Annotated in this window: 21 protein-coding genes and 1 tRNA gene; 11 read left to right on the top strand and 11 right to left on the bottom strand. The window is 67.5% G+C overall.

Annotated features, from left to right (window positions below):
• Positions 1 to 246: 246 nt before the first annotated feature.
• The gene (locus tag KTC28_RS13240) at positions 247 to 2,283 is read right to left on the bottom strand and encodes a 3-hydroxyacyl-CoA dehydrogenase NAD-binding domain-containing protein (RefSeq protein WP_216707619.1); all 2,037 of its coding nucleotides are present in this window, start codon (positions 2,281 to 2,283) and stop codon (positions 247 to 249) included.
• Positions 2,284 to 2,365: 82 nt separating this feature from the next.
• On the opposite strand from KTC28_RS13240, the gene KTC28_RS13245 reads away from it, so the two are divergent.
• On the top strand, positions 2,366 to 3,586 hold the full coding sequence (locus tag KTC28_RS13245; RefSeq protein ID WP_255602016.1) for a multidrug effflux MFS transporter: 1,221 nt from the start codon (positions 2,366 to 2,368) through the stop codon (positions 3,584 to 3,586).
• Positions 3,583 to 4,479 (top strand): EamA family transporter, encoded by an 897-nt coding sequence (locus tag KTC28_RS13250; protein ID WP_216707620.1) that lies wholly within the window; start codon positions 3,583 to 3,585, stop codon positions 4,477 to 4,479. The genes KTC28_RS13245 and KTC28_RS13250 overlap by 4 nt, the downstream gene beginning before the upstream one ends.
• Here KTC28_RS13250 and KTC28_RS13255 read toward each other — a convergent pair.
• Positions 4,476 to 5,108: a glutathione S-transferase family protein gene (locus KTC28_RS13255; protein ID WP_216707621.1), complete on the bottom strand. Its 633-nt coding sequence runs from the start codon at positions 5,106 to 5,108 to the stop codon at positions 4,476 to 4,478. The two genes, KTC28_RS13250 and KTC28_RS13255, sit on opposite strands and share 4 nt — an antisense overlap.
• Before the next feature lie 49 nt (positions 5,109 to 5,157).
• Between KTC28_RS13255 and arfB the strand changes: the two genes are divergently transcribed.
• Both arfB and KTC28_RS13265 read left to right on the top strand, forming a co-directional pair.
• A complete protein-coding gene (arfB, locus tag KTC28_RS13260; RefSeq protein WP_216707622.1) occupies positions 5,158 to 5,580 on the top strand; it encodes an alternative ribosome rescue aminoacyl-tRNA hydrolase ArfB in 423 nt (140 codons plus the stop codon).
• A gap of 103 nt (positions 5,581 to 5,683) precedes the next feature.
• Entirely contained in the window at positions 5,684 to 6,064 is a 381-nt protein-coding gene (locus tag KTC28_RS13265; RefSeq protein WP_216707623.1) for a CsbD family protein, read from the top strand.
• Positions 6,065 to 6,137: 73 nt separating this feature from the next.
• Here KTC28_RS13265 and KTC28_RS13270 read toward each other — a convergent pair whose 3' ends face one another.
• Positions 6,138 to 6,536, bottom strand: a complete 399-nt coding sequence (locus KTC28_RS13270) for a DUF3597 family protein (RefSeq protein WP_216707624.1) — start codon at positions 6,534 to 6,536, stop codon at positions 6,138 to 6,140.
• A gap of 167 nt (positions 6,537 to 6,703) precedes the next feature.
• On the opposite strand from KTC28_RS13270, the gene KTC28_RS13275 reads away from it, so the two are divergent.
• Both KTC28_RS13275 and KTC28_RS13280 read left to right on the top strand, forming a co-directional pair.
• Complete coding sequence (locus KTC28_RS13275; RefSeq protein WP_216707625.1) at positions 6,704 to 10,054, top strand: polysaccharide deacetylase family protein; 3,351 nt, start codon at positions 6,704 to 6,706, stop codon at positions 10,052 to 10,054.
• Positions 10,055 to 10,185: 131 nt separating this feature from the next.
• Positions 10,186 to 11,520, top strand: coding sequence for an anthrax toxin-like adenylyl cyclase domain-containing protein (locus KTC28_RS13280; protein WP_223132250.1), 1,335 nt, complete (start codon positions 10,186 to 10,188; stop codon positions 11,518 to 11,520).
• On the opposite strand, the gene KTC28_RS13285 is transcribed toward KTC28_RS13280, so the two are convergent.
• The 3 genes from KTC28_RS13285 to murI are packed head-to-tail and all read right to left on the bottom strand — an operon-like array spanning position 11,517 to position 13,867.
• A complete protein-coding gene (locus tag KTC28_RS13285) occupies positions 11,517 to 12,584 on the bottom strand; it encodes an enoyl-CoA hydratase/isomerase family protein (protein WP_216707627.1) in 1,068 nt (355 codons plus the stop codon). The genes KTC28_RS13280 and KTC28_RS13285 overlap by 4 nt on opposite strands.
• Positions 12,581 to 13,033: a PaaI family thioesterase gene (locus KTC28_RS13290; RefSeq protein WP_216707628.1), complete on the bottom strand. Its 453-nt coding sequence runs from the start codon at positions 13,031 to 13,033 to the stop codon at positions 12,581 to 12,583. Before KTC28_RS13290 ends, KTC28_RS13285 begins: the two co-directional genes overlap by 4 nt.
• Before the next feature lie 9 nt (positions 13,034 to 13,042).
• The gene (gene murI / locus KTC28_RS13295) at positions 13,043 to 13,867 is read right to left on the bottom strand and encodes a glutamate racemase (protein WP_216707629.1); all 825 of its coding nucleotides are present in this window, start codon (positions 13,865 to 13,867) and stop codon (positions 13,043 to 13,045) included.
• A 101-nt stretch (positions 13,868 to 13,968) separates the two neighbouring features.
• Here murI and KTC28_RS22865 point away from each other — a divergent pair, with 101 nt between their 5' ends.
• The 3 genes from KTC28_RS22865 (at position 13,969) to KTC28_RS13310 (ending at position 16,684) form a co-directional block, all read left to right on the top strand.
• A complete protein-coding gene (locus KTC28_RS22865; RefSeq protein ID WP_255602017.1) occupies positions 13,969 to 14,592 on the top strand; it encodes a PEPxxWA-CTERM sorting domain-containing protein in 624 nt (207 codons plus the stop codon).
• A gap of 78 nt (positions 14,593 to 14,670) precedes the next feature.
• Entirely contained in the window at positions 14,671 to 15,663 is a 993-nt protein-coding gene (gene hemB / locus KTC28_RS13305) for a porphobilinogen synthase (protein ID WP_216707630.1), read from the top strand.
• 244 nt (positions 15,664 to 15,907) lie between these two features.
• Positions 15,908 to 16,684, top strand: coding sequence for an energy transducer TonB (locus KTC28_RS13310; RefSeq protein ID WP_216707631.1), 777 nt, complete (start codon positions 15,908 to 15,910; stop codon positions 16,682 to 16,684).
• Here the strand turns inward: KTC28_RS13310 and KTC28_RS13315 are convergent.
• Positions 16,681 to 17,112: a lysozyme inhibitor LprI family protein gene (locus KTC28_RS13315; protein ID WP_216707632.1), complete on the bottom strand. Its 432-nt coding sequence runs from the start codon at positions 17,110 to 17,112 to the stop codon at positions 16,681 to 16,683. The two genes, KTC28_RS13310 and KTC28_RS13315, sit on opposite strands and share 4 nt — an antisense overlap.
• Before the next feature lie 68 nt (positions 17,113 to 17,180).
• On the opposite strand from KTC28_RS13315, the gene argC reads away from it, so the two are divergent.
• Positions 17,181 to 18,209, top strand: coding sequence for an N-acetyl-gamma-glutamyl-phosphate reductase (gene argC / locus KTC28_RS13320; protein ID WP_216707633.1), 1,029 nt, complete (start codon positions 17,181 to 17,183; stop codon positions 18,207 to 18,209).
• Between the two features lie 16 nt (positions 18,210 to 18,225).
• A complete protein-coding gene (locus tag KTC28_RS13325; RefSeq protein WP_216707634.1) occupies positions 18,226 to 18,798 on the top strand; it encodes a GNAT family N-acetyltransferase in 573 nt (190 codons plus the stop codon).
• 29 nt (positions 18,799 to 18,827) lie between these two features.
• On the opposite strand, the gene KTC28_RS13330 is transcribed toward KTC28_RS13325, so the two are convergent.
• From KTC28_RS13330 to KTC28_RS13345, 4 genes are all read right to left on the bottom strand, one after another.
• A tRNA-Pro gene (locus KTC28_RS13330) sits at positions 18,828 to 18,904 on the bottom strand.
• Positions 18,905 to 18,956: 52 nt separating this feature from the next.
• The gene (prsR, locus tag KTC28_RS13335) at positions 18,957 to 20,315 is read right to left on the bottom strand and encodes a PEP-CTERM-box response regulator transcription factor (protein ID WP_439650100.1); all 1,359 of its coding nucleotides are present in this window, start codon (positions 20,313 to 20,315) and stop codon (positions 18,957 to 18,959) included.
• A complete protein-coding gene (gene prsK / locus KTC28_RS13340) occupies positions 20,312 to 22,441 on the bottom strand; it encodes an XrtA/PEP-CTERM system histidine kinase PrsK (RefSeq protein ID WP_216707635.1) in 2,130 nt (709 codons plus the stop codon). Before prsK ends, prsR begins: the two co-directional genes overlap by 4 nt.
• A gap of 63 nt (positions 22,442 to 22,504) precedes the next feature.
• Positions 22,505 to 23,905 carry a M28 family peptidase gene (locus tag KTC28_RS13345; protein WP_216707636.1) on the bottom strand — a complete coding sequence of 467 codons (1,401 nt, stop codon included), beginning with the start codon at positions 23,903 to 23,905 and terminating at the stop codon, positions 22,505 to 22,507.
• Positions 23,906 to 23,984 lie beyond the last annotated feature (79 nt).

Consider the following 23,984-nt stretch of genomic DNA (forward strand, 5'->3'; position numbering starts at 1 on the left):
ATGGGTTGTACCCATCATATACGATGCCGATGGCCGATTGGTTACCGGTCTGCGATGCGCCGATGCCGCATCGTGGCTGCTAAGTTCAAAATAAGTTCACACAAACGTCGATGATTATCGCTTTCCCCGGGGGGCTGAAATCGAAGCCATCGGTCGGCGGCCAACAATGAGAAAGAGCGTCGCCGGGGACGGATCCGGCGAATCGAGGCGACACCATATCCGACCGTGCAACGTGTAGGACAGGGCTCAGTTGAAGCCCTTGCCCTCGCCTGCCAGCTTCGCGAGCAGCGGCGCAGGCTCCATGCCGTATTGCTTGAGCTTGTCGACGATAGCCGGGAGACCGACACTGTCGGCCCAGAACATCGGCCCGCCGCGATAGACTGGCCAGCCATAGCCGTTGATCCAGACGATATCGATGTCGCTCGCGCGCTGCGCCATGCCCTCGTCGAGGATTTTCGCGCCTTCGTTGACCATCGGGTACAGGCAGCGTTCGAGGATCTCGGCGTCGTCGATATGGCGGCGGTTGACCCCGCGCTCGGCGGCGTAGTCGAGGATGATCTTCTCGGCGACCGGGGACGGGATACGGTTGCGCTGGGCGTCATAGTCGTAAAAGCCATGGCCGTTCTTCTGGCCGCGCAGGCCTGCCTCGCAGAGACGGTCGCGGATCGTCACGCCCTTCGACGTCTCGGCGTTCCAGCCGATGTCGAGCCCGGCGAGGTCGGACATCTGGAACGGCCCCATCGGGAAGCCGAAGTCGAACAGCACGCGGTCAACGTCGGCAGGCAAAGCACCTTCCACGATCAACGCCATTGCCTGCTGCTGGCGCTGGCTGAGCATGCGGTTGCCTATGAAGCCGTCGCAAACCCCGGCAACGACCGCGACCTTGCCAATCTTCTTCGCGGTCGCCATCGCGGTCGCGAGCACCGGCCCGGCGGTTTTCGCGCCGCGGACGACCTCGAGCAGCCGCATGACATTGGCGGGGGAGAAGAAGTGGAGCCCGACGACCGATTCTGGGCGCGAGGTCGCCGCGGCGATCTCGTCGACGTTCAAATAGCTGGTGTTCGACGCGAGGATCGCGCCGGGCTTGGCGAGGCGGTCGAGCTTGCCGAACACCTCCTTCTTGACTGCCATGTTCTCGAACACCGCCTCGATGATGAGGTCGGCGGCGCTGAGCGCGTCGAGATCGAGCGACGGCGTCAGCAGGCCCATCCGCGCCTCGACGTCGTCGGCGGTCATCCGGCCCTTCGCGGCGGTGTTCTCGTAATTCCTGCGGATCGTCGCGACGCCGCGGTCGAGCGCCTCCTGCTTCATCTCGACGATCGTCACCGGCACCCCGGCGTTCAAGAAGTTCATCGCGATGCCGCCGCCCATCGTCCCCGCGCCGATGATGCCGACGCTGGCGACCGGCAGGAGGGGAGCGTCGGGGTCGAGCCCGTCGATCTTGTTCGCCTGGCGTTCGGCAAAGAAAACATAGCGTTGCGCGCGCGACTGAAGGCCGGTCATCAGCCCCATGAACAGCTTGCGCTCGACCGCCATGCCCTCGTCGAACGGCAATGTCGCGGCGGCTTCGATGCACTGGATGTTGGCTTCAGGGGCGTCGAAGCCGCGGAACGCCTTGGCGTTGGCTTTGCGATACGCGTCGAACATGCCGTCCTCGACGCCGAGCACCGGCTTGTCGCGGACGCGGTTGAGCGGGAGATTCTCGTTGAGCACACGGCGGGCGAAGTGGATCGCGCCGTCACGCAAGTCGTCGACGACAGCGTCGATCAGGCCAGCGGCAGCGGCGGCCTTCGCGCCGATGTGCTTGCCGGTCGTGACCATGTCGAGCGCGGCCTTAGCCCCGACAAGGCGGGGCAGGCGCTGCGTTCCGCCCGCGCCAGGGAGAAGCCCGAGCTTGACCTCGGGCAGGCCGAACTTCGCCGAGAGCACCGCGACGCGGAAATGGCAGACGAGCGCGACTTCGAGCCCGCCGCCGAGCGCGGTGCCGTGGATCGCGGCGACAACCGGCTTCGGGCAATTCTCGATCGTCGCCTGAACCTCATGAAGCCCAGCCCCGCGCGGTGGCTTGCCGAATTCGGAGATGTCGGCCCCGGCGATGAAGGTCCGTCCGGCGCAGATCAGCACGATCGCCTTGACCGCGGGATCGGCGATCGCGGCGGCAAAGCCGTGCGCGAGGCCGTCGCGGACGTCGGCCGACAGCGCGTTGACTGGGGGCGAATCGAGCGTAATCACGCCGACATCGCCGTCGATCGTCAGGTCGGTGACGGTATTGATCGCGGTCATGGCGCGGACGCTCCCCAAATGCCGCTGTTGCGGCGCAGCAATTGCCGGTATCCGGCGTTGAGTTATCATGGCTAGTCAAACGATGCATTCACCGCAACCCGCCGCCGCCGCTCATCCGACCGTCGGCAGCATCGTCCTGCTCGGCGCGCTATCGGCGGTCGGCGCGCTGGCGATCGACATTTATTTGCCGAGCCTGCCCGCGATCGGGCTCGCGCTGCACGCGTCGCCGGCGGCGGTGGCGAACACCGTCGCGACCTATCTCGTCGGCATGGCGGCGGGACAGCTCCTGTGGGGGCCGCTGTCCGACCGCATGGGCCGCCGCCCGGTCCTGCTGATCGGCTTCGGCATCGCCGTCATCGCCGGGCTGTTCTGCGCCGCCGCACCGACGATCGGCTGGCTGACGATCGGGCGTTTCCTCCAGGCGCTCGGCAGCTGCACCGGCATGGTCGTCGGCCGCGCCGTCGTCCGCGACCGCTACAGCCACCAGGATTCGGCGCGAATCTTCTCCTTCATCATGCTCGTGTTCGGCGTCGTGCCGCTCGTCGCGCCGTTGATCGGGGCGACGCTGATCACCTACGCGCCGTGGCGAGCGATCTTTTTCGTCCTCGCCGCTTTCGCCGCTGCGGTCTGGCTCGCGGTGTTCTTCCGCCTCGACGAAAGCCGGTCGGTCGCAACGGCGGAACAGGCGCGCGGCGAGAGCATCGTCATGTCATTCTTCGATCTCCTCCGCCAGCGGCGGCTGGTCGGATATCTGCTCGCCGCGGCGCTCAACGGCGCAACTTTGTTCACCTATATTGCCGCGGGTCCCGACCTATTCATTTCGACGTACGGCTTCACCCCGACGCAATTCGCGTGGCTGTTCGGGTTGAACGCTGTCGGCATCATCGGCGCGAGCCAGGTCAACCGCCTGCTGCTCGATCGCTTCGAATCCGACACGATCCTCGGGATGTCGAGTCTCGCGTGCGTCGTGTCGGGGGCGCTGCTGTGCGCCGCCGCCGTGCTGGGTCTCGGCGCGATGGTGATCGTCACCTTGTTGTTCGCGACGCTGACTGCGTACGGCTTCGTCCAATCGAATGCGAGCGCCGGCGCGCTGAGCGTCGATCCGTTACGCGCCGGCGCGACCTCGGCATTGATGGGGGCATCGGCGTTCGGCGTCGGCGCGCTCGCGGCGGCGATCTCGGGGACGCTCCACGACGGGACGGCGGTGCCGATGGCGGCGGTGATGGCGGTTGGCCTCGCCGGAGCTGCGGCGGCGCTGTTCGGGCTGGCCTTGCCGCGCCGGGGCGAGCGCAGCGACGCATGAGCGATGCCCTGACCCCGCGCCACACGCTTCTCGCGCTCGGCGTCGTCGCGGTCTGGGGGACCAATTTCGTCGTCATCAAGCTCGCGCTCGGGCATCTGCCGCCGCTGCTGTTCGCGACGCTGCGCTTCACCTTCGCGGCGTTTCCCGGGGTCTTCCTGCTCCGGCGGCCAAAGGTGCCGCTCGGTCAGCTCGCGCTGTATGGCATCCTGATCGGGGTCGGGCAGTTCGGGCTGCTGTTCATCGCGATGAGCGGCCGCATCTCGCCGGGGCTCGCCAGCCTTGTCGTGCAAAGCCAGGTTTTCTTCACTATCGGCCTCGCCCTGCTTCTCACCGGCGAGCGGCTGCGCGCGGTCCAAGTGGTCGCGCTGGTTCTCGCCGCAGCGGGCATCGCAGTGATCGGCGCGAATTCAGGCGGCACGACGACGGTCGCCGGCGTCGCGCTGGTTCTCGGTGCCGCGTTGGCGTGGGGCTGCGGGAACCTTGTCCAACGACGCGCGGTGGGCGTCGACATGCTCGCCTACGTCGTCTGGGCGAGCCTGTTCGCGGTGCCGCCGCTGTTCCTGCTGTCGCTGACGATCGAGGGCTGGCCGGCCATCGTCGCCGGGGTCGCCCGCGCCGACGCCACGACATGGGGCGCGATTGTCTGGCAGGCGATCGGCAACACGATGTTCGGCTACGGCGCGTGGGGCTTCCTGCTGACGCGCTATCCGGCCGCGACGGTCGCTCCATGGTCGATGCTCGTGCCGGTGTTCGGCATGGGCACCGCCGCATGGTGGCTCGCCGAGCCGCTGCCGCTGTGGAAGCTCGGCGCGGGCGCGCTCGTCCTCAGCGGCCTCGCGCTCAACCTGTTGTGGCCGCGCTTTACCCGGCTGTGGCTGACCGCCGAGCCTTAAGCCGGGAGCGTCAGGGCGTACGGTCCGCCGCGCTCGAGCGCCGCGCGCCATGCCGGGCGCGCCTGGATGCGCTTGGCGTAGTCGAGGATACGCGGGAAATCGGCGATCGGCCCGCGCGTCGCGGCGATCTCGGCGACGAACGACATCATGATGTCGGCCCCCGACAACGCATTGCCGACGAGCCAATCGTTGTCACCGAGCTCGGCATCGAAGAAGGCGAGGTGGCTCGCGACCTGCTCGTCGATCCGCGGCTTCAATGGCGCGGCGGCGTTGCCGAGCCGCCCGGTGTACAGTGCGAGCATGAACGGCAGCATCGCCGATCCCTCGGCGAAGTGGAGCCATTCGAGATAGGCTTCATGGAGCGGCGTCCCCGGCGCTGGGGCGAGCGCGCCATTGCCGTAGGTGCGGATCAGATAGTCGGTGACCGCGCCCGACTCGGCGACCTTGAGGTCACCGTCCTCGATCACCGGCGACTTGCCGAGCGGATGCACCGCCTTCAGCTCGGGCGGGGCGAGGTTGGTCGTCGTGTCGCGCATGTAGAATTTGATGTCGTAGCCGGTGCCGAGCTCCTCTAGCAGCCAGAGGATGCGCTGCGACCGCGAATTGTTGAGGTGGTGGACGGTGATCATGCGCAAGGGCTCCGGTGACGCTGGACGGCGGATAGGGTAGGGCGTCGGCATGATCCCCGTCACCCCCGAAATCGCGCTCGACGACGACGAGATCGACGAAAGCTTCATCCGCGCGAGCGGGCCCGGGGGGCAGAACGTCAACAAAGTCAGCTCGGCGGTGCAGATCCGCTTCGATGTCCGGCGGTCGCGCAACCTCCCCGATGCGGTGGCGGTGCGGCTGATGAAGCTCGCCGGGAGCCGGATGACACAGGATGGGGTGCTCGTGCTGACAGCGCAGCGCTTCCGCGAACAGGAGCGCAACCGCGCCGACGCCCGTGCGCGTCTGGTGGCGCTGATCGCCGCCGCCGCCGTCGCACCGGTCAAGCGCCGCGCGTCGCGACCGACCGCGGGGTCGAAGGAACGGCGGCTGGAGGGCAAGAGCGTGCGGTCGGGGATCAAGGCGGCGCGCGGTCGGGTGCATCGCGACGATTAGCTTTCGGCTCCGGAATGAACTATTTCATTGCATGTCCGTTGAGCGGGCGCGGGCCGGACCGGAAGGTTGGGCCGCTCGAGTTCCAACCGCAGAGGAAATCATCATGGCCATCAACAGCGATACGGTCGAAGGCACGCTGAACGAGTTCGGCGGCAAGGCCAAGGGCGCGGTCGGCAGCGCGTTCGGCGACACCAAGACCCAGGCCGAGGGTGCCTTCGACGAGACCAAGGGCAAGGCGCAGGAAGCTTTTGGCGAAGCCAAGGCGAAGGTCCAGGACGCGTACGGCAAGGCCAAGGACGCGGTCAACGATTGGGCCGACAACGCGCCTGACTATGTCCAGAAGGCGAAAGAGACCGGCCGTCAGTATGCCGAAAAGGGCAGCGAAGCCGTCCGCAACACCGTCCAGGAGCAGCCGATCGCTACGCTGGTCGGTGGCATCGCCGTCGGCGTCCTGATCGGCTGGCTGGTCAGCAGCCGCCGCTAATCGCGCATCACGCGAAACGTGAAGGGCCGGGTCAGCGATGACCCGGCCCTTTTCGTATTCGCCCGATACCAGATCAGTCGCGCATGCTCGCCGGCACCTTGCCGCCATTTTCGGCGAGCTCGCTCATCACCGCCTTGTGCAGCGCGATGTTTTCCTCGGCCGAGCCGTCGGCACCGGCATGGACGTTGAGTTCCTGCGCGAGGCCCTTGCGCGCGTCGAGGCTCGAATCGAGGTCGAGCAGCTTGAGCAGGTCGACGATCGACGTCTGCCAGTTTCCGCCGTTACCGTGGGACGCCATTTCGGTCAGCACCGCTTCGACATCGACGGGTGCAGCGGCAGGCGCGACGGTCGCCGCCGCAGGTGCGGTCGCCGGTGCAGCGGTCGGTGCTGCGGTGGCCGGAGCAGCGGCAGCCGGGGCAGCAGCGGCGGGGTGGTGGAAAATCTTGTCCATGATCCGTCCGAACAAACTCATCTCGATCTCCTTGTGGGGCCGTGGTGGCGAGAGCCGAACGCGGCCAAGCGGTGCCGGGTCCGTCGCACGACCCCCTGCGTCTGCCTGTCGGACCCTATCGCACCCGCGTGACGGTTGCGCTAAGGGCGGTGCTTCGAAGCTGATGGTACCGATGATCCCGACATTTCATGGTTGAGCGCGCGATCTTCCACGACCCGACCGGGCGGCGCGGGCGGCGCTTTGGGGTCGCGCTCGTCGCCTTCGTCCTGCTCATCATTGCGGCGCTGGGGCTGTTCATCGCCTCGATCGTCTCCGCCACTGCCGGCGCGCCATTGCCGTTCACCGTCGAACGCCCGCCGGTCCGCGACCTCGGTCAACTTGCGCACGACACCCGGCGCGACGCTGGGCGGGTGCTTCGGCGCGCGTCGTGGCTAGCGAAGGCGGGACCGAATACCGCCGCGCCGCTCGCGGTCGGGTTTCACGCTCCGTGGGACGATGCCAGCGCCGCGTCGCTCGTCCGGCATATCGGCGATCTCGACTGGCTCGTCCCGGCGTGGGTGTCGGTCACCGGGCCCGACCACCGCATCACGCGCTTTCCCGATCTGCGCGGCCGCGCGATAATCGCTGCGGCCCCGTCGAAGCCGAAGATCCTGCCGATGGTCCAGAATGCGCTGCAGGGCGAATGGGACGGTCCCGGCATGGCACGGCTGCTTGCCTCGCCGGTGCAGCGCAAGGCGTTGCTCGATAATCTCGAACAGGGCTTCATCGTCGAGAAGGTCGACGGCATTTTCTTCGACTTCGAAAACCTGCCCGAGTCGGCGCAGCGCGATTATATCGCCTTCCTCAAGGAAGCCCGGGTTCGCTGCGCGCGGCATGGCTGGCGGCTGGCGATCGCGGTTCCGGTCGGCAACCCCGAGTGGAACCTCAAGGTCTATGCCGCGATCGTCGACCGCATGTTCCTTATGGCGTACGACGAGCACGACCCCGACGGCGATCCGGGTCCGATCGCGTCGCAGCCGTGGTTCGTCGAAACGATCCGCCACGACCTGCGCGGACTGCCTCCGGGCAAGGTCGTCGTCGCGCTCGGCAGCTACGCGTATGACTGGAGCAAGCCGGGCAGCGCCGATGCGACCTCGGTCGAGCAGGCGTTGCTCAACGCGCACGAATCAAGCGTCATGCCGCGGTTCGACGCCGCGAGCGGCAACGTTACCTACGCCTACGGCAGCGGCGGCGAGACGCATCAGGTGTGGATGCTCGATGCCGCGAGCGTTCATAACCAGTTGATGGCGGTGCGCGCGTTGGGCGTGAATGCCTTCGCATTATGGCGGCTCGGCACCGAAGACCCGTCGGTGTGGCGGATCTTCGGGCGCGGCCATCCGGGGCCGGTCTCACCCGCCGCGATCGAGGCGATGCCCGCCGGTATCAACGTCGACATCGAGGGTAGCGGCGAAATCCTCCACGTCGGCGCGACCCCGGTCGCCGGCCAGCGCGAGGTGACGGTCGATCCGCGCGGGCTGATCGTCGACACGCGCTTCATCCGCCTGCCGACGCCGTACGCGATCGAGCGCGCTGGCTACCGTCCCGGGCTCGTCGCGCTGACCTTCGACGATGGCCCCGACCCGAACTGGACGCCAAAGATCCTCGACGTGCTCAAGGCGAAGAACGTCCCCGCGACCTTCTTCGTCATCGGTGAGAACGCGCTGCCCGAGCGTGCGCTGCTCCGCCGCGAACTCGCCGAGGGGCACGAGATCGGCAACCACACCTACACTCATCCCAACCTCGGCACCGCGAGCGACCGGACGACGCGGCTCGAACTAAACGCCAACCAGCGGCTGTTCCAGGCGTTCACCGGGCGCTCGCTGCGCCTGTTCCGCGCGCCGTACTTCGGCGACGCCGAGCCGACCACGGCGGACGAAATTGATCCGGTCACCGTCGCGCAGAAGCTTGGCTATCTGACCGTCGGCCTCCACGTCGATCCGGGCGACTGGCGGCGTCCGGGCGTCGATGCGATCGTCCAGTCAACGATCGAAGGCGTCGAGGATTCGACCGAAGACCGCAGCGGCAACGTCGTCCTGCTCCACGACGCGGGCGGCGACCGCGCGCAGACCGTCGCGGCGCTCCCGCAGCTCATCGATATCCTCCGCGCGCGCGGCTACCGCTTCGTACCGGTGTCGCAGCTGATCGGCTTGACGTCGGCGCAGGTCATGCCTGCGCTCAATGCCGACGACCTGGCCGCGTCGCAGACCGACCTCGCGCTGTTCGACATTCTCGGCTTCAGCATCCTCGCGCTAAAATGGATGTTCGGGATCGCGATCACGCTCGGCATCGGGCGCGCGCTGACGCTGTCGGCGCTGGCGTTATGGCAGGCGCGGCTCGAGGCGGCGATCGTCCGTCCGCCGATCGACCCCGACCGCTTCGTCTCGGTCCTGATCCCCGCGTTCAACGAGGCGCGGGTGATCGAGGCCTCGGTCCGCCGCGTCCTCGCCAGTCGCGACGTCCGGCTCGAAGTCATCGTCCTCGACGACGGGTCGAAGGATGCGACGAGCGCGATCGTCACCGCCGCCTTCGCCGACGATCCCCGCGTGCGGCTGCTGACTCTGGTCAACGGCGGCAAGGCGAGCGCGCTCAATCACGGCCTCGGGCTCGCCACCGGCGACATCGTCGTCGCGCTCGACGCCGATACCCAGTTCGAACCTGACACGATCGCGCGGCTCGCGCGCTGGTTCGTCGATCCCGCGATCGGCGCGGTCGCGGGCAACGCCAAGGTCGGCAACCGCGTCAACCTCGTCACGCGCTGGCAGGCGCTCGAATATATCACCGCGCAGAACCTCGAACGCCGTGCGCTGGCGCGGCTCGATGCGATGACCGTCGTCCCCGGTGCAGTCGGAGCATGGCGCGCGAGCACGATCCGCGCGGTCGGCGGCTACCCGGCCGACACGCTCGCTGAGGACCAGGACCTGACGATCGCGATCCAGCGCGCTGGCTGGAAGGTGATGTACGATCAGGATGCGATCGCGTGGACCGAGGCGCCCGAAAGCTTCGCCGCGCTCGCCCGGCAGCGCTACCGCTGGGCATTCGGCACGCTCCAGTGCCTGTGGAAGCACCGCGGCATCTTCGTCACCGGCAAGCCGCGCGGGCTGGCGCGGATCGGCCTGCCGCAGGCGATCGTGTTCCAAGTTGTCTTCGCCGCGATCTCGCCGCTGATCGACCTCGCGCTGCTCGCGAGCATCGTCGCGACCTATCTATCGGTCGAGGCGCACGGCTGGGCGGCGACGCAGAGCGACGTCGCGCGGATGGGTCTGTTCTGGCTCGCGTTCGGCGCGATCGACATTCTCGCCGGGGTCGTCGCCTTCGGGCTCGAGGCGAACGAGCGCTGGCGGCTATTGTGGCTGATGCTGCCGCAGCGCTTCGGCTACCGCCAGATCATGTACTACGTCGTCATCCGCGCGCTGACCGCGGCGCTGCGCGGGCCGAGCGTGGGATGGGGCAAGCTCGAGCGCTCGGGCCGCGTCGACGAGCGGGTCAAGCCGGCGGAGTAGGGGCCAGCACCGGCGGCTCGAAAATTCGCGCCATCGATCCAGCAGCGCCCTCGTTAACAGCCGTAATCAATTGCTGGACCCGGCCACCCGGCAAGTCCATCGTCCTGCTACTATCGTTCGGGGGGAATGGCATGCAGATAGGTATCGGTCCGTCGGTAGGACATTCCGAGAACGGGATGCCCCGCGGCGATATGGAAGCGTGCCTGCAGACCGCCGCGACGCTCGACGAGATCATCGTCTTTCGGTCGACCGGCCCGTGGTCGAAGCGCTGGCTCAGCTCGACCCCGCCCTACCCGTCGAAGAATTTCCACGTGAAGGGAAAAAGCTCGGACTGGGGCCCGCAGGCGGGGTTCGTCCCGCACCTCGGCATCTACAGCAAGGTCGGCAACAACGCGGGCAAGGCCGAAGCCGGGACCAAGCTCAATAACGACGGCATCAAGTCGGGCTTTGCCGACAAGGCACAGCTCAGCCTGACCCGCGCCGAGATTCAGATGCAGCTGAGCGAAACGTGTGAATCGCCGCCCCGAACCGCGGTCTTCGAAATCAAGGAATTTCCCGAGGAAGGGATCATCCTGCTCGGCTGTTTCCGCAGCGGTGATCGGATGCGGTTCAATTTCATCGGCCGCAAGAAGTCCGGCCGGAACCAGTACGATATCATGCTGCCGCCCGCCGGGCCGATCTGGGGTCATTGGGATACGCTCGTCGACCGGATGAAGACCGGCAAACTCGACGCCGCGATGATCGCCAAGCTCGAGCCGCTCGAAGTCATGGTGTCGGCCGAAGTCGGTGCCGGCAACCGAGCGATGACCGGCGACTACGACCTGATGGCGATTTGCCCGCGGTGGGGCGATTACATGGCGCGAAGCTCGGTCGAAATCTCGAAGGACGCGATCGTTCTCGCCAAGCCGGTCCCGGGTCACACGCCGCATGGGCTGGTCTACAAGCCGGGCGCGGCGCTCGACAAGGTTCTCGACATGCGACTGCACACCGGCCAGATCGCCAAGATCAAGGAACAGGCGAAGCTGCCGGTCGACGGCAAGACGGGGGTCGCCTTCCAGGAACACGGCGACATGGGCAACCTTACGCCGCGCATCCTGCGTGCGATCAATGCCCTCAACATCGACATGGGTGCAATCGGCCCGAACGCCGCGCTGCGACGGGTCCACCACAATGCCGAATCACATCGCCACGGTGCGTTCGGCGCACTGACCCGCCGCGACATGGATGGCGGCGAGGGCTTTCCGCTCACCGCGTTCCACCCGCCGAGCGCGCTCGCCGACCTCAAACCCGATCCGGCGGAACCCGGCAAGGTTCGCATCAGCCCGCTACGCAAATATGGCTCGGTTTGCACGATCGAGCGGATGGCCGAATTCAAGACCTATGCTGCCGACGTCCATGCCGCCGGCTTCTTCGTCCCGAAGCACTGGGCGTGGCAGATGTCGATCCGTAATACCGGGCTCGCCTAGTCGAAGGTCAGGTCGCCGCCCGCCGGTTCGGCGAAATAGGGGTCGAGCTGGGCTTCTGTCACCATCCCCAGCGTGGTCGGTGACCATTTCGGCGACTTGTCCTTGTCGATCAGGACCGCGCGAACACCCTCGTAGAAGTCGTGACCCCCTTGGATGTGGCTGACAACGCGGTATTCGGTGCGGAGCGCGCCCTCGATGTCCGCGCCCGCACCGTCGCGCAGTGCGCGCAGCGTCAGTTTGAGCGAGGTCGGCGACATTGCCGCGATCGTCGCGTGGATCGACAGCGCCCAGTCGTCGCCGGTCGCAAGGCTCGCCAGGATCGCCTCGATCGTGTCGTGCGCAAAGTGGTAGTCGATCGCGTCGCGCAGCATCGCCAGCGGCGGCTCGCCGGGGTCGGCATTGAGCGTTTCGAGGATCGTCTCGACGGGTTCGTCGCCGGTCGACAGCAATTCGCCGAGCAAAGCCAGCCGTTCGACGGGCACGTAATGCGTCGCAATCCCGGCATAGACACAGTCCGCCGCCTTCAGGCGCGCGCCGGTCAGCGCGAGCCACGTCCCGATATGCCCGGGCAAGCGGGGCAGGGCATGGGTCCCGCCGACGTCGGGGATCAGCCCGATCGCGGTCTCGGGCATCGCGAACAATGTCCGTTCGGTAGCGACGCGGAAGCGCCCGTGGATCGACAGGCCGACGCCGCCGCCCATCGTGACCCCGTCGAGGATCGCGACATACGGGTCGGGATAACGCGCGATGGTCTGGTTCATCCGGTATTCGTCGTGGAAGAAGGCCTGCCAGCCCTCGATGCCGACGCGCCCGGCGGCATGCATCGCGACGACGTCGCCGCCCGCGCAGAATGCACGTTCGCCCGCGCCCTCGATGACGACGAGCGCGACTTCGGCATCGCCGATGCTGTCGTAAAGCACCGCCTGGATCGTGTTGCACATCGCGCGAGTCAGCGAATTCAGTGCTGCGGGGCGATTGAGCGTGATCCACAGCGCACGCCCGCGCCGTTCGATCAGCACATCGGCAGCCGGAGCAATCATCGGGTCGATCGTCGTGTCGGTCATGCCGTCTCCACCAAATTTGCCGGGCCCGCCATCTGCAGCGGCACCGCGCTTGTCGTCAGCCGCGCGAGCAGATTCCCGCCCGCGTCGGTCAGGTCGGCCTCCATGAAGGCGATCCGCTTGCCGAGCTTGATGCAACGCCCTTCGGCATAAAGCGGCTCGCCGAGCTTGGCGGGGCCGAAGAAACTTGTCTTCAATTCGATCGTCGGAATGCCGATCCGCGTCCCCGCCTTGACGATCGCCGCAAGTGCCGCCGCGTCGTCAAGCATCGCGACGATGAAACCGCCCTGGACATTGCCCATGGGGTTACAAAATTCGGGCTTTGGCGCGAAGCTGAGTCGGACCGTCCCTGCCGCCTGGTCGACGCCAAGCACCGTCATCCCGAGCAGCGCCGACGTCGGCGCGGTGCGGCGGTTCATCCGCTCGACGAGTTCGGCATCGGTCAGCGCCACGTCCGGTCCTTACAGGAAGTCGATCTCGTCGAGGCCATAGCTGTGGAGCGCGGGGCGGAGCGCGTCAACGTCGGGGGAGGGGCGGGTGAACACGGCGCGTGAGCTGGCGGGGGGCGCTGCTCGGTGGTCTTGCGCAGGGGTGGAGCTCAAGACCGGCGCCGTGTTCGACAGCAGATACGCGACGCGGCGGGCAATCCCTCGCCCGCCATCGACGAAGGTCAGGGGGCGCGGGGAGGCGGCGGCAAGCTCCTCCGCGAGCAGTGGAAAATGGGTGCAGGCGAGCGCCACGGTGTCGAGCTTGTCGCCATCGGGCTGGTCGAGCAGCCCGGCTAGTTCGCGTGCGATCGCCGCCGGATCGGGGGCGATGCCGCGCAGCTTGGCCTCGGCAAGGTCGACGAGGACGCTCGATCCGTAGCGGATGACGCGGCAATCGGCGGCGAACTCTGCCGACAGCCGGTCGACATACGGCTGCCGGACCGTCGCCGCCGTGCCGAGCACGCCGATGACGCGGCTGCGGCTTGCCTCGGCGGCGGGCTTGATCGCGGGGACGGTGCCGACGACGGGAAGGTCGAGCGCGGCGCGAACAGGGGCGAGCGCGATCGTCGACGCGGTGTTGCACGCGATGACGACGAGCCGCGGTCGGTAGCGCTCGACGAGTCGCCCGAGCAGCGCCGGGACTCGGCTCGCAATCTCGGCCTCGGTCTTGGTGCCGTAGGGAAAGCCCGCGTTGTCGGCGGCGTAAACGACTGGAACGCCCGGCAATAGCGCGCGGATCGGCGCGAGGACCGACAGGCCGCCGACACCCGAATCGAAGACAAGCAGGGGAGCGGTCATTGCCGTCGGTTAACCCGCGCGTCCTGCCGCCGCAACCGTACCGCTGGCGCAATGGTCTGTGCAGACGTACCAATTCGGGCAGGCTCTAATCGGATCCCGCGATGCACATTTTTGTGATCGGCGCAGCACTCGTTGCCATCGCAGCAGCGCCCGTGACCGCGGCGATCACCGACCTGTCGTTTCACGGTACGGGCGTCGTGACCTATTCGGTGTCCGATCCTGCTTCGGGCCAGTTCGGTCCTGCCGTTGGCAAGGCGGTCGTTATCGACGTCGACATCCGTCTCGGCACAGCGGCCGGCGACCCGGCGGACGGTTATCCTCCCGCGCCGTCTAATTCGTTCACCGGTACCTACACGATGACCCCGATGATGATTTCCGACGGCTATTCGTCGTTCGACTGGACGGTAAGCACGGCCGACGATGCCTCGTCCCTCGACCCGGCGAACGAATATACGGCGGGATCGGTCGATTTCGTCCACTGCCACCCGACTGGCTTTTTACTCAGCCATCTCGGCGATCCCGATGGCCACGCGATTTCGAACCACAGCTGGAGCTTCGATTTCGGCGAGAGTCCGGCGATGTGGGGCGGCACATGGCGGCCCGACTCGATCGCGAGTTCGACCCCCGAACCGTCGTCGTGGGCATTCCTTGTTGCCGGCTTCGGTCTGGTCGGAGTGGCAGTGCGGCGGCGCGATGGCTCGGCGAAGGGTATGATTGGCGCATGACGACGGTCTGAAAGCGCCACGGCGGCTCATTCAGCCTGACCCTTGGACACGCCACTCGGCGCGCGCTAATTGTCCGATATGACCCATGCCCGCTATCCCGCCCTTCGTCCCCGCCGCAGCCGCGCCTATGCCTGGTCGCGCGCGATGGTCGCCGAGACGACGCTTTCGCCCGCCGACCTGATCTGGCCGCTGTTCGTTACCGACGGCATCAATAATCGCGAGCCGGTGCGGACAATGCCGGGGGTCGATCGCCTGTCGGTCGACCTGATCGGCGCAGCGGCGCGCGAGGCTGCCGGGCTTGGCATCCCGTGCCTCGCGCTGTTTCCCAATACACCCGCGAGCGCGCGTAGCGACGACGGAGCCGAGGCGCTCAACCCCGACAATCTGATGTGCCGGGCGGTCAAGGCGATCAAGGACTCGGGGGCTACGATCGGCGTGCTGACCGACGTCGCGCTCGATCCGTACACGAGCCACGGCCATGACGGGTTGCTCGACGCCCAGCACCGGATCGTCAACGATAGTTCGGTCGAGGTGTTGGTCGGGCAGGCGCTGACGCTCGCTCGCGCCGGGGCCGACATCATCGCGCCGTCGGACATGATGGATGGGCGGGTCGGCGCGATCCGCGACGCGCTCGAAGGCGAAGGCTTCCACGACGTCCAGATCATGGCCTACGCGGCGAAATACGCGAGTGCATTCTACGGTCCGTTTCGCGATGCGGTCGGGTCGGGGGGGTATCTCAAGGGCGACAAGAAGACCTACCAGATGGACTTCGCTAATTCGGACGAGGCGATGCGTGAAGTCGCGCTCGACCTTGCGGAGGGCGCCGACAGCGTCATGGTCAAGCCCGGCCTGCCGTATCTCGACATCGTGCGTCGCGTGAAGGACCGCTTCGAAGTCCCTGTCTTCGCGTATCAAGTCAGTGGCGAATACGCGATGATGGAGGCGGCGGTCGCCGCTGGCGTCCTCGACCGTGCCAAGGCGATGATCGAGACGCTGACCGCGTTCAAGCGCGCGGGATGCTCGGGGGTGCTGACCTACTTCGCGCGCGATGTCGCGCGGCTGCTCGGGTAGCGCCGTCGACCTCAAATCGAGCGAGTCGCTCGGTTACGATCGGGCTCCTAAAGCGATGGATAAGCCTGCCGGTCGAAAGTACCAATTCGGCTCATAAGGGGCGGAATCTTACCCGCTTTCGTGTGGACTTCGTGGACTTCCGCGGCGGTGCTGGTTAATTCCCGACACCGGTCCGGCAGCGAGTTGCTGGCCCTGAAGCACTCGTCGCGCGACGAACCGCGCCATCGGGCGTTACCTTCGGATCATGCCCGCCTTCAACTCCGACCGGATCATCCCCGCGACCCTTGCGGTCGCGCTCCAGCTCCTGCTCGGCTACGCGCTGATCGTCGGGCTCGGGGTCGCGCCGGTGCCGCGCCTTGCTGAGACGCTGAAGGTGTTCGACGTTCCGCCTGAACCCGTCGCGCCGCCGCCGCCGAAGCCCCGGCCAGTGCCCCCGCATGCCCGCGCACCGCAGCCGCGCGGGGCCGCTGCACCCCCCGCGCTTCGGGCACGCGCGACCCCGGTCGTGGCACCGCCTCCCGCGATCAAGATCGAGCGCCCGCCGCTGATCATCGCCGCGCCGCTGCCGGGAATAGGAGCCGACCCAAGCGCCGGTGCCGCTCCCGTCCCCGGCCCGGGATCGGGGAGCGGCGGGCAGGGGAATGGCACCGGCAGCGGGTCGAGCGGCACCGGCGACGGCGGCGGCGGATCGCATGCCGAATACCTGCGCGGCGATATCCGCGACCGCGACTATCCCCGTGAAGCCCGCGACGCCGGTATCCAGGGCGACCTGACGACGCGCTACGTCATCAGCCCCGATGGACGCATCACCGACTGTCGTATCGTCAGGTCGAGCGGGAGCGCGCTGCTCGACTCGACGACGTGCCGCCTCGTCATGAAGCGCTTCCGCTACCGCCCGGCCCGCGACGCGAGCGGCCGCAAGGTTAGCGAGGTCCAGTTCGACGACCACCACTGGCGGCTCGGCCCGCCGCCGGACGAGCCCGACGACGACGGTCCGCCGAACGACCGGCCTCCGCGTTAGGAGCCCGCCTCGACGACCGGCTCGGGCAGCTGGGGGGCGGGGCCGTTCTCGTCGACGAGCCACGTCGACCACAGCTGGTGCGTCCGGAGCTGCGTCAGGCGAAGTTCGCAGCGCAGGCTCATCGCGCCGCGGATCGTGCCGCTCTGCCATAGCGTGTACACCGCGCCGCACTCGGCCTTCTGGTAGGCGACCCACGCCGTCTGCGCCGCGTCGAAGTCGCCGAGCAGTCGGCCGTTCTCGGGGTTCTCGCGGGCAATCCTAGACCGGGCGGCAAGCCGGTAGCGTTCGAGAGTGCGCAGCGATGTGTCGCGCTCGCGCCCAAGGCATTGGTCGAAGGCGACGGTGGTCGCCGCCGTCTGGCAGCGCGGAACGGTCACCGGCGGCCGGGTGCCTAGGGTGCTGAAGACGGTCAGGGCAAGAAGCAGCATCGGTCACATCTCCTGTCGGCGGCCGCATCGTGCTTGCGACCGGCTGAAGCGTGGCTTAACCCGACACCATGTCGAAAGTCAGCATCGCCGTGCTCGGGGCCTCGGGATATACCGGGGCCGACCTCGTGCGTTTGGCGCTATCGCATCCGAATATCGAGATCGCCGCGCTGTCGGCGAACGCCAAGGCCGGCCAATCGATGGCCGAAGTCTGGCCGCACTTCGCGATGTTCCCGGCGCTGCCCCGCTTGGTCAAGGCCGAGGATATCGATCTCGCCGGGGTCGACGTGGTGTTCGGCTGCCTGCCGCACGCGGCGTCGGCCGAGTTGCTGAGCGGGATCCGCGGGCCGCGGATCGTCGACCTGTCGGCGGATTTTCGGCTGAAGGACGCGGCGACCTACGCCGACTGGTACGGCAACGCGCATCCTGCCCCCGATCTGCTGCCGGGCGCGCTATACGGCCTGACCGAATTCGCCCGCGACGACCTCCCGGGAGCCGATATCGTCGCCTGCCCGGGCTGTTACCCGACCGCAGTCCTGCTCGGCCTGCTGCCGCTGATAGACCTGATCTCGCCCGAGCGGATCACGGTCAACGCGCTGTCGGGGGTGAGCGGGGCAGGGCGGTCGCTCAAAGAGGCCAATCTTTTCGCAGAAGTCGCCGAGGCGGTCGCGCCGTACGCGATCGGCCGCCATCGCCACATGCCGGAGATTGAGCAGGAGCTGTCGCTTCGCGCCGCGTCGCCGGTGATGATCAGCTTCACCCCGCATCTGATCCCGATGAACCGCGGCGAGCTGGTGACGATGATCGTCGAGACCGCGCACCCCGTCGCCGACCTCCGCACCGCGCTCGACACGCGGTACGCGGCCGAAGCCTTTGTCCATCTCCTCCCCGAAGGCGTCGCCCCGGCGACGCGGATGGTGCGCGGGTCGAACCATGTCGTGGTCAACGTCTTCGCCGACCGCATACCCGGACGCGCGATCGTCATCGTCGCGATCGACAATCTCGTGAAGGGATCGTCGGGGCAGGCAATCCAGAACATGAACGCCATGCTCGGCTTGCCCGAAGCTGCCGGATTGAGTGCCGCCCCCCTGTTCCCCTAAGCGAAGCGATGGTGCCATGATCGAAGCCCCGCCCGTCCGTGACACCAAAGGCCGCCTCGTCACCGCGCGCCTGCGTCTCCGTCAGTGGGACGATGCGGATCATGCGCCGTTCGCGGCGATGAACGCCGATCCGCGGGTGATGGCGCATTTCCCGGCGCTGCTGTTCCGCAACGAGAGCGACGCGATCATCACCCGCCAGAGCGCGGCGATCAAAGCCACCGGCCTCGGCTTCTGGGCGATCGAGACGTTGTCGACCAACCGCTTCATCGGCTTCACCGGAATTCAGCCGGTGACGATCAGCAGCCCGATCCACGGCGAGTTCGAGATTGGCTGGCGGCTCGGCCGCAACGACTGGGGCATGGGCTATGCGCTCGAAGCCGCGCGCGCGGCGCTGCACGTCGCCTTCGTCGAGCGCGAGCTGACGTCGGTCGTGGCGATGACGGTGCCGCGCAACACGCGGTCGTGGGGGCTGATGGAGCGGCTCGGCATGGTTCGCCGCGAGGATCTCGACTTCGACCACCCCGAACTGCCCGACGGCCACCCGCTCCTCCGCCACATCGTCTATTCCATCGACGCGCCGCACGAGTGAGCGGGGAGGGGGGATAGTGAAGGGAAGACTGGTCGGAGCGACAGGATTCGAACCTGCGACCCCTTCACCCCCAGCGAAGTGCGCTACCAGGCTGCGCCACGCTCCGACCGAAGGCGCGGTTTAGGGGGCCGAGGAGGGAAGCGCAAGCGCGGTGACGCTTACGACTCGATCGCATACTGCTTGAGCAGGTCGTACAGCGTCGGGCGGCTGATGCCGAGGAGCTTGCTCGTCGTCGACAGATTGCCCTCGGTCCGTGCGAGCGCGAGGCGGATCGCCTTGCGGTCGGCGTCTTCACGGACCAGCTTCAGGTTGAGCGACGCCGCGTCCTTGCCGCCAAGATCGAGGTCAACGGCGTCTAGCAGCGGATTTTCGGCCATGATCACCGCGCGCTTGAGCTTATTCTCGAGCTCGCGGACATTGCCCGGCCAGTGCCAGTCGTTGAGCGCGGTCAGCGCCGCGGGGGTGAAGCCCTTGAACGTCCGGCCGTGCTCGCGCCCGAACTTGGCGAGGAAGTGGTGCGCGAGCAAGGTCGCGTCGCCGTGGCGCGCCGCGAGCGACGGGATGCGGACGATGATCTCGGCGAGGCGATAGTAGAGGTCCTCGCGGAAACGCCCGGCGATGATCATCGCCTCGAGGTCCTGGTGGGTCGCGCAGACGATGCGGACATCGACCGGGATCGCCCGCCGTCCGCCGATCCGCTCGATCACGCGCTCCTGGAGGAAGCGGAGCAGTTTGACCTGAAGCGGGAGCGGCACGTCGCCGATCTCGTCGAGGAACAAGGTGCCGCCCTCGGCGAGCTCGATCTTCCCCTCGGTGGTCTTGGCGGCGCCGGTGTACGCGCCCTTTTCATAGCCGAAGAGTTCTGACTCGAGCAGGTTCTCGGGGATCGCGGCGCAGTTGATCGCGACGAACGGCTTGCCCTTGCGCAGGCTCGCCTCGTGGAGGCCGCGCGCGAGCAGTTCCTTGCCGGTCCCGCTGGCGCCGAGCAGCATCACCGTGACGTCGGCGGTGGCGACGCGCTCGATCATCCGCGCGACCTTGAGCATCTCGGGAGCGCCGGTGATGATGCCTCCGAGAACGTCGCCGCCGGCCTGTGCCGCGGTCAGCCGCCGGTTTTCGGCCTCGAGGTCGTGGACGTGATACGCGCGCCGGACGATCATGCCGAGCTCGTCGATGTCGATCGGCTTGGCGTAGAAGTCGAACGCCCCGCTCGCAATCGCGCGGAGGCCGCTTGCGCGCGCACCGTGGCCCGAGGCGACGATCACCTTGGTCCCGGGCTTGATCCGGAGAATCGCATCGAGCGTGGCGAAGCCCTCGCTGGTGCCGTCGGGATCGGGCGGCAGGCCGAGGTCGAGCGTGACGACGGCGGGCGAATGTTCCTCGACCGCGTCGAGCGCGGTGGCGCGATCGCCGGCGGTAACGACGTCATAATCCTCATAGCTCCAGCGTAATTGCCGCTGCAGCCCCTCGTCGTCCTCGACCACCAGTAATTTCCGTGACGCAATCGGACTATTCAAGCACTTATCCTCATCGGGCTCTCGACCCCTGTCCGCGATTGCGACGCCGCGATCAACAGGGCGAGGGGCAGTCGGATGGTGAAAATGCTCCCTTCGCCCTCGCGGCTCGTGACATCGAGGCGGCCGCCAGCGGCGCGGACGAGCTCGCGCGCCTCATACGCCCCGATGCCGAAACCGCCCGCCTTGGTCGAACGGAACGGCTTGAACAACTCGTTGCGGACGAACGCCGGCGACATACCCGAGCCGTGGTCGGCAATCTCGATCACCGCCGTCGCCGCATCCTGCCGCAGGTCGACCTGGATCGCCGCACCGGGCTGGCTTGCTTCGATCGCGTTCTGGATCAGGTGGCCGAACAGTTGCTCGAGGCGAACCGGGTCGGCGGTGACGAACAGCTGCTCGCGCGCCTGCGCAAGCTCGAGCGCCGCGTGCTGGCGCGATTTGACCGAAACGATCTCGGCGAGGAGGAGCGCGAGGTCGACCGCCTCGCCATGTTCGGCGCGACCCGACGTGCGCTGGGCGAGGCGGGCGAGCAAGTCGTTCATCTTCCCGACCGATCCTTGGAGCGTCGCGACCATGTCGGCGCGGAACGCCGGGTTGTCAGCATGGCGCTCGGCGTTGCGCGCAACGAGGCTGAGCTGGCTGACGAGGTTCTTGATGTCGTGCATTATGAAGGCGAAACGGCGATTGAATTCGTCGAATTTGCCGGCCTCGTCGAGCTCGGCCTGGGTCGAGGCCTCGGCGATATAGCTCGCCGACTGGCGGCCGAGCGTCCGCAATAGCTCGAAATCTTCCCAGTTGAGAGTCCGCGCAACGACGGTCCGCTCGACGACGATAAAGCCCTTGAGCGAGTCGAGATAAAGCAACGGCACGATCAGCCACGCGCGCCGGTCGCCCGCTGCCCAGGGCGGGAGGACGAGGCCGTCATAATCGCCCTCGCCATCGCGCAATTCGTCGAGATCGACGATCCGCTGGCGGACCGTCAGGAACGTCGCCAGGTCGCCATCGACCGCGACCGCGCTCGGCACGAAGCCTTTGTAGTGCCACTGCGCGAGGACGTCGAACTTGCCGTCGTCGCCGGGAGCGAACAGCGCTCCGCCGGGCGAATCGACGACGGTGCACACCGCCTCAACGACGCGCTCGGGTAGGCGACCCTTGTCGGCATCGACCCCCGACACGGTCTGGATGAAGCGCAGCCATTCGGTTCGGTAATCGTAGCGGTAGGCGAAGAAATGCTTCGAAATCTGGATCCGCAGCATCGCCCGGTAGCGCGGCAGGACGAAGACGGTCGACCCAAGAATGATCGTCGCGAACAGGAAGGTGATCTGGAGGAGTCGTCCCCAGTCGCCGCCGACGAGCCGCAGGCCGTAGGCGGTCAGCGCCATGATGATCAGATACCCGCCGATGATCGACATCGACATTGTATGGAATACGACCTGCCGCGACACCTGGACCCGGGCGACCCACGCCTGCCGCGCCGACAGCAACAGCAGCGGCACGACGATCGCATCGACCGCGCCGCGGATATTGAACAGGTCGGACGACATGCTGCCGAGCAGGAAACGCAGCGTGTAGAGGTTGAGGTCGTAGACGAAGAACCCCGCCAGCCCGATGCACAGCAAGCGGATGCCGATGCGGCTGCCGGGTTCGGCGTTGACGTACAGGTTGTGGATCAGGACGAGGCCGCTGATCGCGACGGTCAGCCGTCCGACGACGAAGAGCGCGGCGATAACCGGGCGTGCATGCAGCGACCCGCCGTGGCTACCGACGATGTCTACGAAATCGAGGCCGAACTGCATCGCGGTGACGAAGCCGATCGCGCTGGCGATGATGAACGACGAACTCAGCCGGTCGTCGAGCGCCCACGACGTCCGCAGCAGGGCGACGAGGAAGCCGATCCACGACGCGGTGCGCAACGTCTCCATCGGCGAAAGCAGCAGCGCATACCCGCCGCCGAGCCGCGCCGACAGGACGAAGTCGCCCGCCCATGCGGCGGTGACCAGCGCGGCGATGACGAGCCAGCTGCTGGCACCGTCGCGCTGCGGGCGCATCAGCACGCTCAGCGCGAGCGCGCTGAAGCCGACGCACGCGATCAAATGACTGATGATGCCGACGTCGGTCAGCTGCACCGCGTTTCCCCTAACCCGCGGCTGCGTTTAACGGGATTTCAACGATTGGGCCAGTCGCGGCGATCACGGGGCACCGGCCGGGGCCGCGCCACCGGGCTTGGGGCGAAGCTCGCCGCTGGTGTTCGCCGCCCACCAGAGCATCGCCGACCACGCCGCGACGTTCTGCGTCATCTGCGCCGGATCGATCTTGTCGAGCGTGTCGTCGGCGCTGTGGTGGAGGTCGAAATATCGCGTGCCGTCCTGCGCGAGGTCGACCACTGCCGCGCCAGCCTCGCCCGCCGCCTCGACGTCGGTTCCGCCTTGCGCGGGCAGCGGCGACGCGGCGATGCCGAGCGGGGCGAGTACCCGTGCCAGTGCGGCGACTGCGGTGGGGTTGCCGCTCTTTGCCCGCAGCGACCAGACGCGATCGGCGCCGAAGTCAGATTCGGCGGTGACGACGACGGTGTCGGTGGGATAGCCCGTGAGGTAGGTCGCCCCGCCCAACGGGCCAGCGCTCTCCTCGTCGCCGAACGCGACGACGCGGATTGTCCGTCGCGGCGGGGGCAGGGTGCCGTCCTTGATCGCGGCAACGATCGTGTTCGCGGCGGCGAGCGTGATCGCCACGCCTGCGGCGTCGTCGATCGCGCCGGTGCCGAGATCCCAGCTGTCGAGGTGCCCGCCGACGAGGACGACCTCGTGCGGCAGCTCGGTCCCGGTGATCTCGCCGATGACGTTGCCCGAGACGCCGGGGGCAAAGCGCTTCGGTGTCAGCACGAGGTGGAGGCGGACCGGGCCGCTCGCGATCATCCGCGTCAACTGCATCGCATCGGGGACGCTGAGCGCGGCGGCGGCGATTGGGGTTACGCCATCGGGCCAACGCGTCACGCCGGTATGCGGCAGCCGCGCCGGTCCGGTCGCGAGCGAGCGGTGGAGATAGGCGGCAGCGCCTTTGCTTGCGGCGATCGCCGGCCCGGCGGTTCGAATCGCATTAAAGGCGCCGTAGCTCGACCCGTCCTGCGCGGCCTTCATCGCATGGTCGATGTAGACAATCTTGCCGGTCAGGCTGCCTGCCGGTGCCGCCCTGAGCGCGTCGAGGTCCGCGAACTGAACGACGTCGGCGTCGATCCCCGCCGCCGGAGTTGCGCCGCTCGCACCGAGCGCGGTTAGGACCAGCCGCTGCGGGTTCGTCCCGATCGTCGTGGCGGTTTCGATCCCGCGCTCCCAATGCGGGACGGCGTAGGTCTGGATGTGGACATTGGTCAGGCCGAGCGCGGTCATCCGCGCCGCGACCCAGTCGCGTGCTCGCGCTTCGGGGGGCGTCGCCGCGAGGCGCGGCCCGATCTCGGTCGTTAGCCCGGCAACGATCGAATATGCCGGGTTCGCTATCAGCGCGCGGTCGCGGAGCATCGCCGCCGCTGCCATCGGGTCGGCTGCCGCCGCCGGCACCGCCGTCATCGCAACCAGTGCCGCCGCCAAAGCTCGCATCGCTTACCTCTCGCTAACCAGCGCGACTTACCGCATTGCAGCGCGATAAAGGCAAGCTATCGTGCACCGCGCCTAGGGA

This window comes from Polymorphobacter megasporae (genome assembly GCF_018982885.2).
Lineage (GTDB): Bacteria > Pseudomonadota > Alphaproteobacteria > Sphingomonadales > Sphingomonadaceae > Polymorphobacter_B > Polymorphobacter_B megasporae.

Bases quoted from the DNA above. Each gene is read 5' to 3' on its own strand.
- argC (WP_216707633.1), top strand. From the start codon at position 17,181: ATGTCGAAAGTCAGCATCGCCGTGCTCGGGGCCTCGGGATATACCGGG.
- KTC28_RS13245 (WP_255602016.1), top strand. From the start codon at position 2,366: ATGCATTCACCGCAACCCGCCGCCGCCGCTCATCCGACCGTCGGCAGC.
- KTC28_RS13270 (WP_216707624.1), bottom strand. From the start codon at position 6,536: ATGAGTTTGTTCGGACGGATCATGGACAAGATTTTCCACCACCCCGCC.
- KTC28_RS13325 (WP_216707634.1), top strand. From the start codon at position 18,226: ATGATCGAAGCCCCGCCCGTCCGTGACACCAAAGGCCGCCTCGTCACC.
- KTC28_RS13315 (WP_216707632.1), bottom strand. From the start codon at position 17,112: ATGCTGCTTCTTGCCCTGACCGTCTTCAGCACCCTAGGCACCCGGCCG.
- KTC28_RS13265 (WP_216707623.1), top strand. From the start codon at position 5,684: ATGGCCATCAACAGCGATACGGTCGAAGGCACGCTGAACGAGTTCGGC.
- KTC28_RS13285 (WP_216707627.1), bottom strand. From the start codon at position 12,584: ATGACCGACACGACGATCGACCCGATGATTGCTCCGGCTGCCGATGTG.
- KTC28_RS13310 (WP_216707631.1), top strand. From the start codon at position 15,908: ATGCCCGCCTTCAACTCCGACCGGATCATCCCCGCGACCCTTGCGGTC.
- hemB (WP_216707630.1), top strand. From the start codon at position 14,671: ATGACCCATGCCCGCTATCCCGCCCTTCGTCCCCGCCGCAGCCGCGCC.
- KTC28_RS22865 (WP_255602017.1), top strand. From the start codon at position 13,969: ATGCACATTTTTGTGATCGGCGCAGCACTCGTTGCCATCGCAGCAGCG.
- KTC28_RS13275 (WP_216707625.1), top strand. From the start codon at position 6,704: ATGGTTGAGCGCGCGATCTTCCACGACCCGACCGGGCGGCGCGGGCGG.
- KTC28_RS13240 (WP_216707619.1), bottom strand. From the start codon at position 2,283: ATGACCGCGATCAATACCGTCACCGACCTGACGATCGACGGCGATGTC.
- KTC28_RS13280 (WP_223132250.1), top strand. From the start codon at position 10,186: ATGCAGATAGGTATCGGTCCGTCGGTAGGACATTCCGAGAACGGGATG.
- arfB (WP_216707622.1), top strand. From the start codon at position 5,158: ATGATCCCCGTCACCCCCGAAATCGCGCTCGACGACGACGAGATCGAC.
- KTC28_RS13345 (WP_216707636.1), bottom strand. From the start codon at position 23,905: ATGCGAGCTTTGGCGGCGGCACTGGTTGCGATGACGGCGGTGCCGGCG.
- KTC28_RS13250 (WP_216707620.1), top strand. From the start codon at position 3,583: ATGAGCGATGCCCTGACCCCGCGCCACACGCTTCTCGCGCTCGGCGTC.
- murI (WP_216707629.1), bottom strand. From the start codon at position 13,867: ATGACCGCTCCCCTGCTTGTCTTCGATTCGGGTGTCGGCGGCCTGTCG.
- KTC28_RS13255 (WP_216707621.1), bottom strand. From the start codon at position 5,108: ATGATCACCGTCCACCACCTCAACAATTCGCGGTCGCAGCGCATCCTC.